Consider the following 15142-nt stretch of genomic DNA (forward strand, 5'->3'; position numbering starts at 1 on the left):
TCAATGCCGGATGAGGGCGCGGTAGACCTCCAGGTAGCGCTCGGCCATGGTGGTCGCGGTGAAGCGCTGCTCGAATGCCTGTCGGCAGCGGCGACGGTCGATGAGGTCGATGCGTCGGGCCGCAGCGACCGCCTGCTGGTGATCGTTGACGATGTAGCCGGTCACGCCGTGCTCGAGCACCTCGGGCACGGACCCGCCGGCATAGCTGATGACCGGCGTGCCGCAGGCGAGGGCCTCGATCATCACCAGGCCGAAAGGCTCGGGCCAGTCGATGGGAAACAGCAGGGCGCGTGCCCCGCCGATGAAGTCGTTCTTGTCCTTTTCCTCGAGCTCGCCGATGTAGTCGATCAGCGGATGCGCCAGCAGCGGCCGCACGACGGTCTCGAAGTAATCGCGGTCGGCGGGGTCGACCTTGGCGGCGATGCGCAGCGGCACGCCGCAGCCGATGGCGATCTGGATCGCGCGGTCCACGCGCTTTTCGGGCGAGAGGCGGCCGAGGAAGGCGAAGTAGTCGCCGGGCGTGGGGTGAAAGCGGTACAGGTCGACCGGCAGGCCGTGGTGCACGGTGGCGCACCAGTTGGCGTCGGGCAAGGGCTCGCGCTGGCTGTCGGAGATCGACACCACCGGCTGTTCCCGGAAATGCCGGTAGAGCGGGCCGAGGTCGGGCAAATCCTGCCGCCCGTGCAGCGTGCTCACGCTGGGTGTCTTGCAGCGTCGCGCGAGCGGGAAGTGCAGGTAGTCGATGTGGAAATGCAACAGGTCGAAGCGCGGTGCCGACTCGAACACCTGGTCGATCATCTGCGTGGTCCAGGTCAGCCAGTCGGGGCGGCGTGGATCGAGCCGCAGGCCGCGTTCGACGACCGCCACGAGGTGCGCCGAGGTGACCGAGTCGCCGCTGGCGTAGAGGGTGACGTCGTGGCCCAGGCCGACCAGCGCCTCGGTGAGGTAGGACACGACACGCTCGGTGCCGCCGTAGGCATTGGGCGGCACGCTTTCGATCAGGGGGGCGATTTGGGCGATCTTCACGCATTCGCCTTGGCAAACGGCGTGCGCGCGTCAATCTCCGCGAGGGGCAATCAGCGTGCCGATCGCCAGAGGCGGTTCGCAGCTGCGCCCGGCGTCATCCTTCCTTGCGCAGCGACGGGAACAGGATGACGTCGCGGATGCTGGGGCTGTCGGTGAGCAGCATGATCAGACGGTCGATGCCGATGCCGCAGCCGCCGGTGGGCGGCATCCCGTATTCCAGCGCGCGAATGAAGTCGGCGTCGTAGTACATCGCCTCCTCGTCGCCGGCTTCCTTGTTGGCCGCCTGGGCGGCGAAGCGCGCCGCCTGGTCCTCGGCGTCGTTCAGCTCGGAGAAGCCGTTGGCGTACTCGCGGCCGGTGATGAACAGCTCGAAGCGCTCGGTGATCGCCGGATTGGTGTCGGAGGCGCGCGCCAGCGGCGACACCTCGACGGGGTAGTCGATGATGAAGGTGGGCTGCCACAGCTTGTCCTCGACCGCCGCCTCGAACAGCCCGAACTGCAGCTCCGGCAGCTTCCAGTGCGCCGGCGCCTCTTCGCCGAGCGCCTTCAGGCGCGCGCGCAGCGCCGCGGCATCGGACGCCTCGGCTTCGCCGAGACCCGCGTGCACCACCAGCGCGTCGCGTACCGACAGCCGCGCGAACGGCTTGTCCAGGTCGACCGGCTTGCCCGCATAGGTGAGGCTCGCCGATCCGGTGGCCACGCGCGCCGCATGACGCAGCACGCCTTCGGTGAAGTCCATCAGGTCGTGGTGGTTCCAGTACGCCGCATAGAACTCCATCATCGTGAACTCCGGGTTGTGCCGGACCGAGATGCCTTCGTTGCGGAAGTTGCGGTTGATCTCGAACACCCGGTCGAAGCCGCCGACGATCAGGCGCTTGAGATAGAGCTCGGGCGCGATGCGCAGGAACATCTGCTGGTCCAGCGCGTTGTGGTGCGTGACGAAGGGCTTGGCATTGGCACCGCCCGGGATGGGATGCAGCATCGGCGTCTCGACCTCGAGGAAGCCGTGCTCGACCATGTAGTTGCGGATCGACGAGACGGCCTTGCTGCGCGCGATGAAGCGGGCGCGCGAGTCCTCGTCGGTCATCAGGTCGACGTAGCGCTGGCGGTACTTCTGCTCCTGATCGGTCATGCCGTGGAACTTGTCCGGCAGCGGGCGCAGGCTCTTGGTCAGCAGGCGCACGCGGTCGGCGCGCACCGACAGCTCGCCGGCCTTGGTGCGGAACAGCGTGCCCTCGCAGCCGAGGATGTCGCCCAGGTCCCAGTGCTTGAAGGCGGCCAGCGCGTCGGCGCCCACGTTGTCGAGCGTGACGTAGAGCTGGATTCGGCCCGAGGCGTCCTGCAGCGTGCCGAAGCAGGCCTTGCCCATGACACGCTTGAGCATCATCCGGCCGGCCACCGAGACCCGGATCGCCTGCGGCTCGAGTTCCTCGTTGGGCAGCGTGCCGTACTTGCGGATGACGTCGGCGGCCTGGTGCGTGGGCTTGAAATCGTTGGGGAAGGCCACGCCTTGCTGGCGGATCGCGGCAAGCTTCTCGCGGCGCTCGGCGATGAGCTGGTTGTCGTCGTGGGGCAGGGCGGTGTCCATGGAGCGGCAGGGCGGGTCGGCTGAGGGCAAACCGTGAATTGTAGGTGCCGGGCCCCCTAGAATTCAGCGGTTTGCCTGCAGCCGCCCTCGATGACCCGACGCTTTCCCCAGCTCACCGACCAGCTCTACTTCCTGGGCCTGGCGGCGCTGAACACGGTGCACGGCTGGCTGCCGTTCTGGATGCGTCCGGCGCTGTACCGCGCCTGCCGCTTCGACATCCACCGCTCGGCCACGCTGCAAGGCGGCGTGCGCTTCTTCCATGTCGGCCGCCTGTCCGTCGGCGAGGACTCGGTGATCAACCGCGGCGTCTACCTCGACAACCGCGGCGGACTGTCCATCGGCGCGCACGTCTCGGTCGCGCACGACGTGCGCATCTACACCATGGGCCATGACGTGCATGCGGCCGATTTCGCGACCAAGTCCAAGCCCGTCCGCATCGACGACTACGCGGTGCTGTTCGCCGCAGCCATGGTGATGCCCGGCGTGCACGTCGGCGCCCGCTCGGTGGTGATGGCCGGCGCGGTGGTCACGCGCGACGTGCCGCCGGGCCGCATGGTCGGCGGCAACCCGGCAGTCGACATCGGGCCGCGCGAGGGCACGCCCGCCTACCGCCTGCGTCGCCGCTTCTGGTTCGCCCATTGAGCGCCTCGATCGCGATCGTCGACGGCGGCTCCTTCGTCCTGCCCTACGACTACCAGTGGGTGAAGGCTCTGGCTGCCCGCGGCACGCGCGTCGCGTTCTACGGCTCGGACACCCGCTACAACGGCACGTTCCTGGCCGCGATGGCGCAACTGCCGAACGTGGAGGTCCATCGCCGTGCGGTTTCGGGCACCGTCAGCCCGCGCTGGAAGGGCGTGCTCGCGTACATCGCGCTGCTGGCACGGCTGGCGTGGCGCAGCCGGCGCCACGACATGGTGAACCTGCAGTTCAGCGTGCTGTGGCCGCTGGAGCTGCCGCTGTGGTGGTGGCTGCGGCGCAAGCTGGTCTTCACCGTGCACAACGCGGTGCCGCATGGTCATGCCGGCCTGCGGCATCGGCCCACCCAGTGGATCGCGTCCCTGGCCCGCTCGCTGCTGTTCGTGAGCGAGGCGACACGCGAGGACTTCATGCGCCGCTACGGCGAGCGCTTTCGCGCCAAGTCGCAGCTGCTGCCGCACGGCCTGCTGCCCGTCGCGCCGCAGGCCGCCGCCGCGGCGTACACCAGCCGCGGAGCGCCCGAGGCGCTGGTGTTCTGGAGCACCGTCAAGCCGTACAAGGGCGTCGAGCTGTTCGCCGAGCTGGCGCGCTCGCCGCGGCTCGCCGGCCTGTCGCTGGAGATCTACGGCGCCTGGGACCGCGGCCTGCTGGCGTTGCAGCGCGAGCTGGCGGCGCTCGGCGTGAAGGTCCACGACGGCTACCTCGACGATGCCCGGCTCGCGCAGCTGCTGTCGCGCAACGTCGTGTTCCTGCTGCCCTACCGTGATGCCTCCCAGTCCGGCGCGCTGTATGCGCTGCTCAACCACGGCTGTCGCTTCATCTGCGCCGACGCCGGCGACCTCGGCGGCTTCATGCGGCGCTTCGGGTTGGACGGGCTGCTGCTGCGCGAGCGCAGCGCCGCTGCGGTGGCCGATTGCGTCGCGTACCTGCATTCGCACGACGAAGAAGTGATGCAGTCGCTGCAGCGGGCCCAGCAGGCGCTTCGATGGGACCGGCTGATGGACGAACACGCCGGCTGGTGGTGAGCGGATGCGACAATCGCCACCCACAGCCGCCCCCGGGCGGCTGTCTCACTGGATCTCCCGATGAAGAAACTCGCAAAAGCGATGCTGGCGAAGAGCGGCTGGGACATCACCCGCAAGGCCGAGCACGCATCGCGGGCGCTGGCCGACCTGTCGCCCGAAGACCAGCGCATCGTCTCCGCCGTCGAGCCGTTCACCATGACCAGCCTGGAGCGCCGCGCCAGCCTGATCGGCGCGGTGGACCACGTGGTCAGGCACCGCATCGGCGGCGACATCGTCGAGTGCGGCGTCTGGCGCGGCGGCAGCATGATGGCCGTCGCGCTCGCCTTGATGGCGCGCGGCGACACCTCGCGCGACCTGTGGCTCTACGACACCTTCGAGGGCATGAGCGAGCCCACCGAAGCCGATCGCGGCCCGAGCGGCGAATCGGCGCGCTCGCAGCTCCAGCGCACGACGCGCGACCATCCGCTGTGGGCCGTCGCGAGCGTCGAGGACGTGCAGGCGAACCTCGCCTCCATCGACTATCCGAAGGAACGCATCCATTTCGTCCGGGGCAAGGTCGAGGACACCATCCCCGCCACGCTTCCGTCGCGCGTCGCGCTGCTGCGCCTGGACACCGACTGGTACGAGTCGACGCGCCACGAGCTGCAGCACCTGTACCCGCGCCTGTCCAGCAACGGCGTGCTCATCATCGACGACTACGGGCACTGGCAGGGCGCGCGGCAGGCGGTCGACGAATACTTCGCCGCCAGCGAGGAGCCGGTGTTCCTGCACCGCGTCGACTACACCGCGAGGCTCGTGGTCAAGCGATGACGCAGGCTCCCCGGCTGGCCCACACGCTGCCGCAGGTGTACGCGGCGGCCGCGATGCGGCTGCTGCTGCCGCTGGTGGTGCTGCCGCTGGTCGCTTCGCGGGTCGGGCCGCAGGAGTTCGGCCGCCTGAGCTTCATCCTCGTCTGGGCGAGCCTGCTGTCGATGATCGTCGAAGGCGGCTTTCTCGCCGCGGCCACGCGGCTCGCCGTCGGCGCCGACCACAGCGGTCGCTGGCGGCTCGCGCAGCAGGTGTTCACCGCACGCTGCGTGCTGTGCGTGCCGGCGGCGCTGCTGGCCGCCGTCGCCGTCGCCTGGGCGGGGGACACGGCGCACCCGTGGGCCGACGGCCTGGCCGTCGCCGCGCTCGCCTGCGCGCTGGGCTGGCCGGCCACCTGGTACCTGCAGGCCACGCAGCAGCTCAGCCGCTGGGCGCGGGTCGAGCTGGTGGTGTACGGCGCGTTGCTGCTGCTGTGCTGGACGCTCGCCGACAGCGTCGCGGTGTTCGTCGTGCTGCAACTCCTGGCCTCGGCTTCGCTGGCGGTGCTGGGGTGGTGGTGGCTGCGCCGCGACCTGGCGGAAGCGGGGCGGCACGCGTCGCTGTGGGACAGGCCGCAGCTGGCCCCCGGCCTGAGGCTGGGCTGGACGATGATGCCCGTGGCCATCGCCGGCGCGGCGTACTCGTTCGCGCTGCCCGCGGCCGCCTCGGTGCAGATGGCGAAGGCCGAGCTCGGCCTCTACTTCATGGCCGACCGCATCGTGCGTGCCTTGCTGGCCGCGGCCGATCCGGTGTTCTCGGTCGTCTACCCGCGCATCGTGACGCTCTTTCGCAGCGGCACGCGGTCGGCGTTGCGCTACGCCCTGCGCTGGGCCGCCGGCGGTGCGACCGCCGGCGCGCTGCTGCTGCTCGCCGGCATGGGCTCCTGGCCGCTGGTGGAATCGCTGCTCGCGCCGCGCGCCGGCGGCATCGAGCTGTCGCATCTGCAGGCGGTGATGCAGGTGCTGGGCTGGCTGCTGCCGCTGCTGCTGGGCTGGAAGTTCATCGGCTACTGGATGCTGGGCAGCGGCCGCTACGACACGGCGTACCGCAGCTGCATGGTCGTCGGCGGCATCGTCGGCGTCATCGCGGCCGCCACGGTCGGCGGCGCCGCCGGTGCGGTCGGGCTCGCATGGACTGCGCTGGGAGTCGAGGCGGTGGTGATCGCCGTCGCGCTGGGCGGCGTGTGGCTCACCAACCGGCACGCCTGACGGAGCGCGGCTTGGGCATCGACATCCACAACCTGAATTTCCTGGCCCATGCGCGCGACCTCGGCGTGAGCTTCGAGCGCACGCTCGCAATCGGGCGCCAGGCCGTCTTCATCGAGGACTGGGAGCTCGAGCAGCATCGACAGCTGCGCCGCCTGCCGCCCCTGAACGAGCCCGCGGCACAGGCAGGCCAGCCGCGCTACTTCGAGCCGTTGATGCAGCAGTGGCTGGGCGCACGGGTCGCCGACTCGGTGGATGCGTCGCCCTACGAGAACGCGCGCCTCATCCACGACATGAACCTGCCGTGGCCGCGCGACGGCGCATGCGGCGCCGAGCGCGGCGCCTACGACGCGGTGCTCGACTTCGGCTGCCTGGAGCACGTCTTCAACTTCCCGGTGGCCTGGCGCAACTGCGTCGACCTGTGCCGCGTCGGCGGTCACGTCTTCCATGCGCTGCCCGCCAACAACCTGAGCGGCCACGGCTTCTACCAGTTCTCTCCGGAGCTGTTCTTCAACCTCTACCAGCCGGCGCACGGCTTCGAGCTGCGCGGCCTGTACTTCGCGCTCAAGCCCGATCGCCTGCACTGGTGGCGCGTGGCCAATCCGCTGGAGGTGAAGCGGCGCGTCAACCTGTGCAACAGCCACGAGGTCTACATGCTCGTGCTCGCCCGCAAGCTGCGCGAGACCGCAACGCTGCCGGCGCCGCAGCAATCCGACTACGCGCAGGACGAATGGGTGCACGGGCCCTCCGCCTCCGCCGCCGCGGCCGCGGCGCCTGGGCGCCGCCGGGCTGTGGTGCAGGCCCTGGTGAAGCTGCGCGCCATCGACGCGGTGCGCGCCGCACGCGAACGCCTGCGGGTGTGGCGCACGAGCGGACTCGACTTGCCCGCGCCGGACTACCAGCGGGTCGATGTGCACACGCTCATCGGCAAGCCATGAGCGCCGCGGCTGCTTCCGACAGGCCGGCGCCGCTGCGCGTGCTGCTGCTGTGCGCCAGCCTGGACATCGCCGGCGGGGTCGAGCGCTTCGCGTGCGCGCTGGCCAACCATCTCGCCGCTGAAGGCATGGACGTCGCGATCGGCAGCGTCGACACGCCCGCCGGCGCCGTGCGCTATCCGGTGCAGCCCGCCGTGCGCGTCGTTGCCGGCTCGGCGACCCGAATGCCCGCATTCACCGACAGCGCGTCGCGCTGGCGCCGCGCCTGGCGGCTGCTGCGCACGCAATGGAACACCGGCCGCCTGCTCGCGCGCCTGATGCGGCTGCAGCGTCCCGACGTGGTGGTCCTCAACGGACTCACCACCGCCTGCTCCGCGCTCGTGTTCGATCGCCGCTTCGCCGCGCGCACCATCTGCTGCGACCACAACCACTTCTTCGCGCGCTCGCGGCCATGGCAGGTGCTGAGGCGCTGGCTGTACCCGCGCGTCGCGGCCGTCGTGAGCCTCACCGAAGCCGATGCGCCGCGGTTTCGGGCGCTGAATGCGCGCACGGAAGTCATCTACAACGCCTCGCCCCTGCGTGCCGATGAGCCGGCGCTGCCGGCCGCCGCCCTGGTGCTCGCCGTGGGCCGGCACGTCGCGCAGAAAGGCTTCGACCTGCTGCTGCGGGCCTGGCCCGCCGTCGTGCGCGCGCTGCCCGGCGCCCGGCTGCGCATCGTCGGCGAAGGCCCGCTGCGCGGTGCGATGCAGCAGCTCGCGGCCGACCTGGGTGTCGCCGACAGCGTCGAGTGGCTGGAGCCGACGCCGCAGATCGAGCGCCACTATCGCGAGGCGTCGGTCTTCGTCCTGCCCTCGCGCTACGAAGGCATGCCGCTGACACTGCTCGAGGCGCAGGCCCTCGGCGTGCCGGCGGTGGCGTTCGACTGTCCCACCGGCCCGGCCGAGATCCTGAGCGCCGACACCGGCGTGCTGGTGCCGCCGGGCGACGTGCCGGCGCTGGCGGCCGCTCTGGTGCGTGTGCTGGGCGACGCGGCGCTGCGCGAACGCATGGCGCGTGCGGCCATCGAGCGCAGCCGCAGCATCTTCAGCCCCGAGGCGCACCTGCGGCGATGGACGCGGCTGGTGCGTGACGTCGCGCAGGCGAGGGCCGCATGAAGCGCGTCTCGGTCATCGTCCCGTGTCGCAACGAGCGGCGCTACATCGAGGGCTTCTGCGCCGGCGTGCTGCGCCAGAAGCTGCCGCCGAACTGGTCGCTGCAGCTCGTCATCGCCGACGGCCGCAGCGACGACGGCACACGCGACATCCTCAAGCGCATCGCGGCCGGCGAGCCGCGGCTGGCATGGGTCGACAACCCGAAGCGCATCGTCTCGACCGGCCTCAACCTCGCGCTGTCCAGGTCCGACGGCGAGGTGATCGTGCGCATGGACGTGCACACCGAGTACGCCGACGACTACATCGCGCAGTGCATCGCCGCGCTGGAGGAAAGCGGCGCCGACAACGTCGGCGGCCCGTGGCGCGCCGAGCCCGACGCCCAGGGCGGGCCGATGCAGCATGCGGTGGCCGCCGCGTTCCAGTCGCGCTGGGTGGCCGGCGGCGCGCGCTCGCGCGACCTCGACTACGACGGCTGGGCCGACACCGTCTACCTCGGATGCTGGCCGCGCGCGAGCTTCGAGCGCTTCGGCGGATTCGACGAGGCGCTGGTGCGCAACCAGGACGACGAGCACAACCTGCGCATCGTTCGTGGCGGCGGCGGCGTGTGGCAGTCGTCGCGCATCCGCAGCGTGTACCGGCCGCGCGCCGCGCTCGGCCAGGTCTTCCGGCAGTACCTGCAGTACGGCTACTGGAAACCCTTCGTGATGAAGAAGCACGGGCAGCCCGCGTCGGTGCGCCATCTCGTGCCCGGCGCGTTCGTGGCGCTGCTGGCGCTGTCGGTGCTGCTGGCCGCGGCGGGCGGGCCCGCCTGGCCCTTGCGGCTGCTCGCGCAGCTGTACGGTGCTGCCGTCATCGCGCTCACGCTGATGGTCGCTGCCGACGCCAGGCCTTCATTCGACGTCGCGTGGCGCGTGCCCGCGGTGATCGCGGCGTATCACTTCGGCTACGGCATCGGTTCGCTGTTCGGCTGGTGGGACGCCCTGGTTCATCGTCGGGGCCGCGAGCGCTTTTCGGCGCTGACCCGGTAGTCATCGCAATGCCGCACCCTTCCGATACGCCCGAGGCGCAGGCCGTGCGCGAGCGCTATGCGCGCCGCCTGCCTCAGGACCCTCGCTACAGCCTGCTGAACCCGGCCGCGCTGCTGGCGCTGCAAGGCCGCCAGCGCGCCATGCTGACGCTGTTCGCGCGGCTCGGCTGGACCGACCTGTCGGCGCTGCGCCTGCTCGAAGTCGGCAGCGGCAGCGGCAGCAACCTGGTCGAGTTCCTGCTGATGGGCTTCGCACCGCAGCATCTCGCCGGCATCGAGCTGCTCCCCGAGCGCCACGCCCAGGCGCGCGAGCGGCTGCCGGCGGCGGTGGACCTGCGCCTGGGCGATGCGACGCAGCTCGACACGGTGCCGAACAGCGTGGACATCGTGTTTCAGGCGACGGTGTTCTCGTCGCTGCTCGACGATGCATTCCAGCAGCGATTGGCCGAGCGCATGTGGGCGGCGGTGAAGCCCGGCGGCGGTGTGCTGTGGTACGACTTCACCGTCGACAACCCGCGCAACCCCGACGTCCGCGGCGTGCCGCTCGCGCGCGTGCGCGCATTGTTTCCTCAGGGACGCTTGCAGGCGAAACGCGTGACGCTCGCACCGCCGATCGCGCGCGCCGCCGTGCGCCTGCATCCTGCGCTCTACACTCTGTTCAACACGGTGCCGGCACTGCGAACGCACGTGCTGGCCTTCATCGCCAAACCCTGACTTCCATGCCGGACAAGCCCTTCCTTCCCTTTGCCCTGCCCGACATCGGCGAAGAAGAGATCGCCGAGGTGGTGGACACGCTGCGCAGCGGCTGGATCACGACCGGACCCAAGGCCAGGCGCTTCGAGGAGGACTTCACCGCTTTCCTCGGCGACCCCGGGCTGCACTCGCTGGCCGTCAACTCCGCCACCGCGGGCCTGCACCTCGCGCTGGAGGCGCTCGGCATCGGCCCCGGCGACGAGGTCATCACCACCACCCACACCTTCACCGCCACCGCCGAAGTCGTGCGCTATCTGGGCGCCGACGTGAAGCTGGTGGACATCGATCCCGGCACGATGTGCATCGACGTGCAGGCGCTGCGCGCGGCCATCACGCCGCGCACGAAGGCGGTGATGCCGGTGCACTACGCGGGCCTCGCGGCCGACATGCAGCCGCTGCTGGCGTTGGCGAAGGAGCACGGCCTGAAGGTGGTGGAGGACGCCGCGCATGCGCTGCCCACCACCTGCGCAGGCCGGCTGGTCGGCACGCTGGCGTCCGATGCGACGGTCTTCAGCTTCTACGCCAACAAGACCATCACCACCGGCGAAGGCGGCATGGTCGTCACGCGCGACCCCGCGCTCGCGCAGCGCATGCGCGTGATGCGCCTGCACGGCATGAGCCGCGACGCCTTCGATCGCTTCACGGCCACGGTGCCGAGCTGGTACTACGAGATCGTCGCCCCGGGCTTCAAGTACAACCTGACCGACATCGCGGCGGCGCTCGGCCTGCATCAGCTGAAGCGGGCGCGAGCGTTCCAGCAGCGCCGCGAAGCGCTCGCCCTGCAGTACGACGAGGGAGTTGCGGGCCTGCCGGTCATCACGCCGCCGCGCCCGCGCGAAGGCGACCTGCATGCGTGGCACCTGTACGTGCTGCGCCTTGCCGATGGCGCGCGCATCGGCCGCGATGCCCTGATCGAGCATCTTTATGCGGCGGGCATCGGGTGCAGCGTGCACTACATCCCGCTGCACCTGCAGCCGTACTGGCGTGATCGCTACGCGCTGCGGCGCGAGGCGTTCCCGCATTCGCAGCGGGCATTCGACACGATGCTGAGCCTGCCGCTGTACACGCGCATGAGCGATGCGGACGTGCAGCGCGTGGTCGGCGCGTTGCGGGCGGCGCTCGGCTGAAGCGATGCCCAAGCGGCTCTTCGACGTGGTGCTGGCCGCTGTCGGCCTGCTCCTGCTCTCGCCGCTGTTCGCCGTCGTGGCGTTGTGGATCAAGCTCGACTCGCCCGGGCCGGTGTTCTTCCGCCAGCAGCGCGTCGGACGCTTCGGCGTGCCCTTTCGCATTCACAAGTTCCGCACGATGGGCCACGACGCGCCGGCCGGCCCGCAGATCACCGTCGGCGCGGATGCGCGCATCACCCGCGCGGGCAGGTGGCTGCGCCGCAGCAAGCTCGACGAGCTGCCGCAGCTCATCGACGTGCTGCGCGGCGCGATGAGCATCGTCGGGCCGCGCCCGGAGGTGCCGCGCTATGTGGCGATGTACCCCGCCGACCTGCGCGACAAGGTGCTGAGCGTGCGTCCGGGCATCACCGACCTCGCGTCCATCCATTACCGCGACGAGAGCGCGCTGCTGGCGCGCGCGGCAGATCCCGAGCGCGAGTACACCGAGGTGGTGATGCCGGCGAAGCTGCGGCTGGCCGCGCAGTACGTCGACCAGGCGACGCTGGCCACCGATCTGCGGCTCATCGGCCGCACTCTCAAGGCGCTGTGGGGCCATGGCTGATGCAGGCACGATGAGCTCGCCGGGCGTGTGGCACCGCCTGGACCGCGTGCTGGCGAAGATCCGCCCGCACCGCCAGCCGCTGTCGCTGCTGATCGACGGCGTGGTGATCGCGCTGTGCTGGAACTTCACCTACCTGTTCCGCCTCGGCTTCGAGCGCTGGTGGTCGGCGAGGCCGGACTATGACCACTGGGTCATGGTCGGCGTGGTGACGGTATACCTGGCGACCTTCGCGGTCGCCGGCATCCCGCGGGGCATGTGGCGCTTCTCGGGCTTCGGCGAGGTCAAGCGGCTGGCGCTGGCCTGCGGCGTGGCCGGCCTGGCCAGCGCGGTGTGCGTGCTGATGCTGCAGCTGCGCGAGGTGCCGCGGGCGGTGCTGACGCTGCATCCGCTGGTCTCGCTGATGGGGTTGTGCATGGTGCGCATGGCCTATCGCATGCTGTACGAGCACGCGCAATCGCGCATCACCGGCAGCGACGCCGAGGTCCGGCGGGCCATCGTCATGGGCGCCGGCGAGGCGGCGCGGCTGCTGCTGGCGGGCCTGCACCAGCAGGGATGGATCGTGCTCGGGCTGCTCGACGACGACCCCGCCAAGCAAGGCGCCCGCATTCTGGGCGCGCCGGTGCTCGGCACGCTCGAAGACGCCCGCCGGCCCGAGACGACCTCGGGCGCGACCCATGTCATCGTGGCGATGCCCGGGGCCACGGCGGGGCAGCGGCGTCGCGCCATCGAGCTCGGGTCCGCGACCGGCCTGCCGGTGCTGACGGTGCCCTCGTTCAGCGAGCTGCGCGACGGCACGGCGCGCATCGAGCGGGTGCGGGCGATCGAGCCCGAGGACCTGCTGGGGCGCGATCCCGTCAAGCTCGACGAGGCGGGCATCGCCGAGCTCGTGTCCGGCAAGACGGTGCTCGTCACGGGCGCCGGCGGCTCCATCGGGTCCGAGCTGTGCCGGCAGGTGGCGCTCTACGGGCCTGCCAAGCTGGTCCTGTACGAGCTGAGCGAATTCGCGCTGTACCAGGTCGAGCAGCAGCTCTCGGAGCTGCATCCGCACCTGCCCCTGGTGCGGCTGATCGGCGACGTGAAGAACCTCGAGCACGTGCGCGCGACCTTCGCGGCGCATCGCCCGCACGTCATCTTCCACGCCGCTGCGTTCAAGCATGTGCCGCTGATGGAGTCGGACAATGCGTGGGCCGCCCTGCAGAACAACACGCTGGGCACCTGGCACGCCGCGGCCGCGGCCGCGCAGGCCGGGGCCGAGCGCTTCGTGCTCATCTCCACCGACAAGGCGGTGAACCCGACCAACGTCATGGGCGCGACCAAGCGCGCCGCGGAGATGGTGCTGTCGCACATGGCCACGCAAGGGCATGCGACCCGCTTCTCGGCGGTTCGCTTCGGCAACGTGCTGGGCTCCAGCGGCAGCGTGATCCCGAAATTCAAGGACCAGATCGCGCGCGGCGGACCGGTCACCGTCACGCATCCCCAGATCACGCGCTACTTCATGACGATTCCCGAGGCGGCGCGGCTGGTGCTGCAGGCCGCCGCGCTGGCGCACAGCGGCCAGGTGTACGTGCTGGACATGGGAGAGCCGGTCCGCATCGTCGAGCTGGCGCGCGACATGATCCGCCTGTCGGGCCATCGCGAGGACGAGATCGGCATCGTCTACAGCGGATTGCGTCCCGGCGAGAAGCTGTACGAGGAGCTGCTCGCCCACGCCGACCAGACGCTGCCGTCGGCGCATCCGCGGCTGCGCGTCGCCAAGCTGCAGGCGATGCCCGAGCTGAACGAGCTGGAGCAGCGGTTCGCGGAGCTGCGCGGGCAGCGCATCGGGCTGTCGGAGGATGTCGTCAAGCGGTGGCTGTCGGCCGTCGTGCCGGAATACCGCGCGCAATGAGTGCGGCGGGCCATCACCGCGCCGAGGCGCGCCGTGAGCCGGCCTCGTGCGCTGCCGCGCCCTCCACGTGGCGCAGCATGTCGGCGGCCAGGGCGCTGCGGTCGTACCTGCGCGCGGCCTCCAGGCAGGACGCCCGGTAGCGGTCCAGCAGGGCGCGGTCGCGCTGCAGCCGCTCGAGCGCCTCGATCAGCTGGGCCGTGTTCTCCGGCTCGAACACGATGCCCGCATCCTCGCTGCGCACGATGTCGGCGGATTCGCCGGCCACGCCGTGAAGCACAGGCAGGCCCATGCCCATGCACTCGAAGAGCTTGGACGGGATGACGGTGGTGAAGAGCTCGGTCTTGCGCAGGTGGATGATCGACACGTCGAGCAGCGACCAGTAGCGCGCGACTTCGTCCTTGGACACCGAGTCCACGAAGCTGACATTGGACAGGCCGCGCCGCGCGGCGTCTTCCTTCAGTGCCTGCTTGCGAGCGCCGTCGCCCAGGAGGATGAAGTGGAAGGCCTCGCCGCCGGGCCGCGCGCGCATGGCCTCGGCGGCATCGAGGATGGTTTCCAGGTGGTGGGCCAGGCCGTGGGTGCCGACGTAGCCGGCGACGAAGCGGCCCTCCAGGCCCATTCGTCGCACCAGCTCGGGATCCTTCGGCCGCGGCCGGAAGCGTGACATGTCGACGCCGTTGGTGACCACCTCGATCTTGGTCCGCGCGATGCCGCGCGAGGCGAGCTTGTCGCGGAAGGCGCGCGTCACGGCGACGATGAGCGTCGCGCGCCGGTACAGGAAGAGCTCGAGCTTCTCGAGCATGCGGATGACCGCCCCCTTGCGCATCGCGCCGACGGCTTCGATCGACTCCGGCCAGAGGTCGCGCAGCTCGAACACGAACGGCACGCGCTTGCCCGCCGCCACCGCCCAGGCGGCACAGGCCGTGAAGAACTGCGGCGAGGTGCCGATCACCACGTCGACGCCGCGCACGAACAGCCCGGCGATGGTCGCGCTCAGCATGAAGCTCTGGTAGTCGAGGATGCGCTTGACGAAGCCCTCGTTGGCGGTGATGTACGACCAGACCCGGATCACGCGGATGCCGTCCATCGTCTCGCTCTGCCAGAGGCGGTTGCGGTAGCCGTCGTAGACACGCCCCTTGGGGAAGTTGGGGGCGCAGGTGATGACGGTGACGCGGTGACCCGCGCGCACCCATTCGCGGCAATGCTCGAACGTGCGGCTTGCCGGCGCATTGACCTCCGGCGGAAAGTTGTCGGAGAGGAAGAGGATGTGCATG

Annotated in this window: 14 protein-coding genes; 11 read left to right on the plus strand and 3 right to left on the minus strand. The window is 70.5% G+C overall.

Features of this window, described 5'->3' with window-relative positions; all coding sequences use genetic code 11:
- Both P7V53_RS05945 and lysS read right to left on the minus strand, forming a co-directional pair.
- Positions 1-1026 carry a glycosyltransferase family 4 protein gene (locus P7V53_RS05945; protein ID WP_280154556.1) on the minus strand — a complete coding sequence of 342 codons (1026 nt, stop codon included), beginning with the start codon at positions 1024-1026 and terminating at the stop codon, positions 1-3.
- 94 nt (positions 1027-1120) lie between these two features.
- Positions 1121-2614, minus strand: a complete 1494-nt coding sequence (gene lysS, locus P7V53_RS05950; RefSeq protein WP_280154557.1) for a lysine--tRNA ligase — start codon at positions 2612-2614, stop codon at positions 1121-1123.
- A 90-nt stretch (positions 2615-2704) separates the two neighbouring features.
- On the opposite strand from lysS, the gene P7V53_RS05955 reads away from it, so the two are divergent.
- The 11 genes from P7V53_RS05955 to P7V53_RS06005 are packed head-to-tail and all read left to right on the plus strand — an operon-like array spanning position 2705 to position 13868.
- Complete coding sequence (locus P7V53_RS05955) at positions 2705-3256, plus strand: acyltransferase (protein WP_280154558.1); 552 nt, start codon at positions 2705-2707, stop codon at positions 3254-3256.
- On the plus strand, positions 3253-4335 hold the full coding sequence (locus P7V53_RS05960) for a glycosyltransferase (RefSeq protein WP_280154559.1): 1083 nt from the start codon (positions 3253-3255) through the stop codon (positions 4333-4335). Before P7V53_RS05955 ends, P7V53_RS05960 begins: the two co-directional genes overlap by 4 nt.
- A gap of 60 nt (positions 4336-4395) precedes the next feature.
- A complete protein-coding gene (locus P7V53_RS05965) occupies positions 4396-5145 on the plus strand; it encodes a TylF/MycF/NovP-related O-methyltransferase (protein WP_280154560.1) in 750 nt (249 codons plus the stop codon).
- On the plus strand, positions 5142-6389 hold the full coding sequence (locus tag P7V53_RS05970) for an oligosaccharide flippase family protein (protein WP_280154561.1): 1248 nt from the start codon (positions 5142-5144) through the stop codon (positions 6387-6389). Before P7V53_RS05965 ends, P7V53_RS05970 begins: the two co-directional genes overlap by 4 nt.
- Before the next feature lie 11 nt (positions 6390-6400).
- A complete protein-coding gene (locus P7V53_RS05975; protein WP_280154562.1) occupies positions 6401-7324 on the plus strand; it encodes a hypothetical protein in 924 nt (307 codons plus the stop codon).
- The gene (locus P7V53_RS05980; RefSeq protein WP_280154563.1) at positions 7321-8475 is read left to right on the plus strand and encodes a glycosyltransferase family 4 protein; all 1155 of its coding nucleotides are present in this window, start codon (positions 7321-7323) and stop codon (positions 8473-8475) included. Before P7V53_RS05975 ends, P7V53_RS05980 begins: the two co-directional genes overlap by 4 nt.
- Positions 8472-9500 (plus strand): glycosyltransferase family 2 protein, encoded by a 1029-nt coding sequence (locus tag P7V53_RS05985; protein WP_280154564.1) that lies wholly within the window; start codon positions 8472-8474, stop codon positions 9498-9500. The genes P7V53_RS05980 and P7V53_RS05985 overlap by 4 nt, the downstream gene beginning before the upstream one ends.
- An 8-nt stretch (positions 9501-9508) precedes the next feature.
- Positions 9509-10213 (plus strand): class I SAM-dependent methyltransferase, encoded by a 705-nt coding sequence (locus tag P7V53_RS05990; protein ID WP_280154565.1) that lies wholly within the window; start codon positions 9509-9511, stop codon positions 10211-10213.
- Positions 10214-10218: 5 nt separating this feature from the next.
- The gene (locus tag P7V53_RS05995) at positions 10219-11379 is read left to right on the plus strand and encodes a DegT/DnrJ/EryC1/StrS family aminotransferase (RefSeq protein WP_280154566.1); all 1161 of its coding nucleotides are present in this window, start codon (positions 10219-10221) and stop codon (positions 11377-11379) included.
- Between the two features lie 4 nt (positions 11380-11383).
- A complete protein-coding gene (locus P7V53_RS06000) occupies positions 11384-11980 on the plus strand; it encodes a sugar transferase (protein ID WP_280154567.1) in 597 nt (198 codons plus the stop codon).
- Positions 11973-13868 (plus strand): nucleoside-diphosphate sugar epimerase/dehydratase, encoded by a 1896-nt coding sequence (locus tag P7V53_RS06005; protein WP_280154568.1) that lies wholly within the window; start codon positions 11973-11975, stop codon positions 13866-13868. Before P7V53_RS06000 ends, P7V53_RS06005 begins: the two co-directional genes overlap by 8 nt.
- Before the next feature lie 13 nt (positions 13869-13881).
- Here P7V53_RS06005 and P7V53_RS06010 read toward each other — a convergent pair whose 3' ends face one another.
- Complete coding sequence (locus P7V53_RS06010; protein WP_280154569.1) at positions 13882-15141, minus strand: glycosyltransferase family 4 protein; 1260 nt, start codon at positions 15139-15141, stop codon at positions 13882-13884.
- Position 15142: the final 1 nt, after the last annotated feature.

Source organism: Piscinibacter sp. XHJ-5, assembly GCF_029855045.1.
In the GTDB taxonomy this organism is placed as follows: domain Bacteria; phylum Pseudomonadota; class Gammaproteobacteria; order Burkholderiales; family Burkholderiaceae_C; genus Albitalea.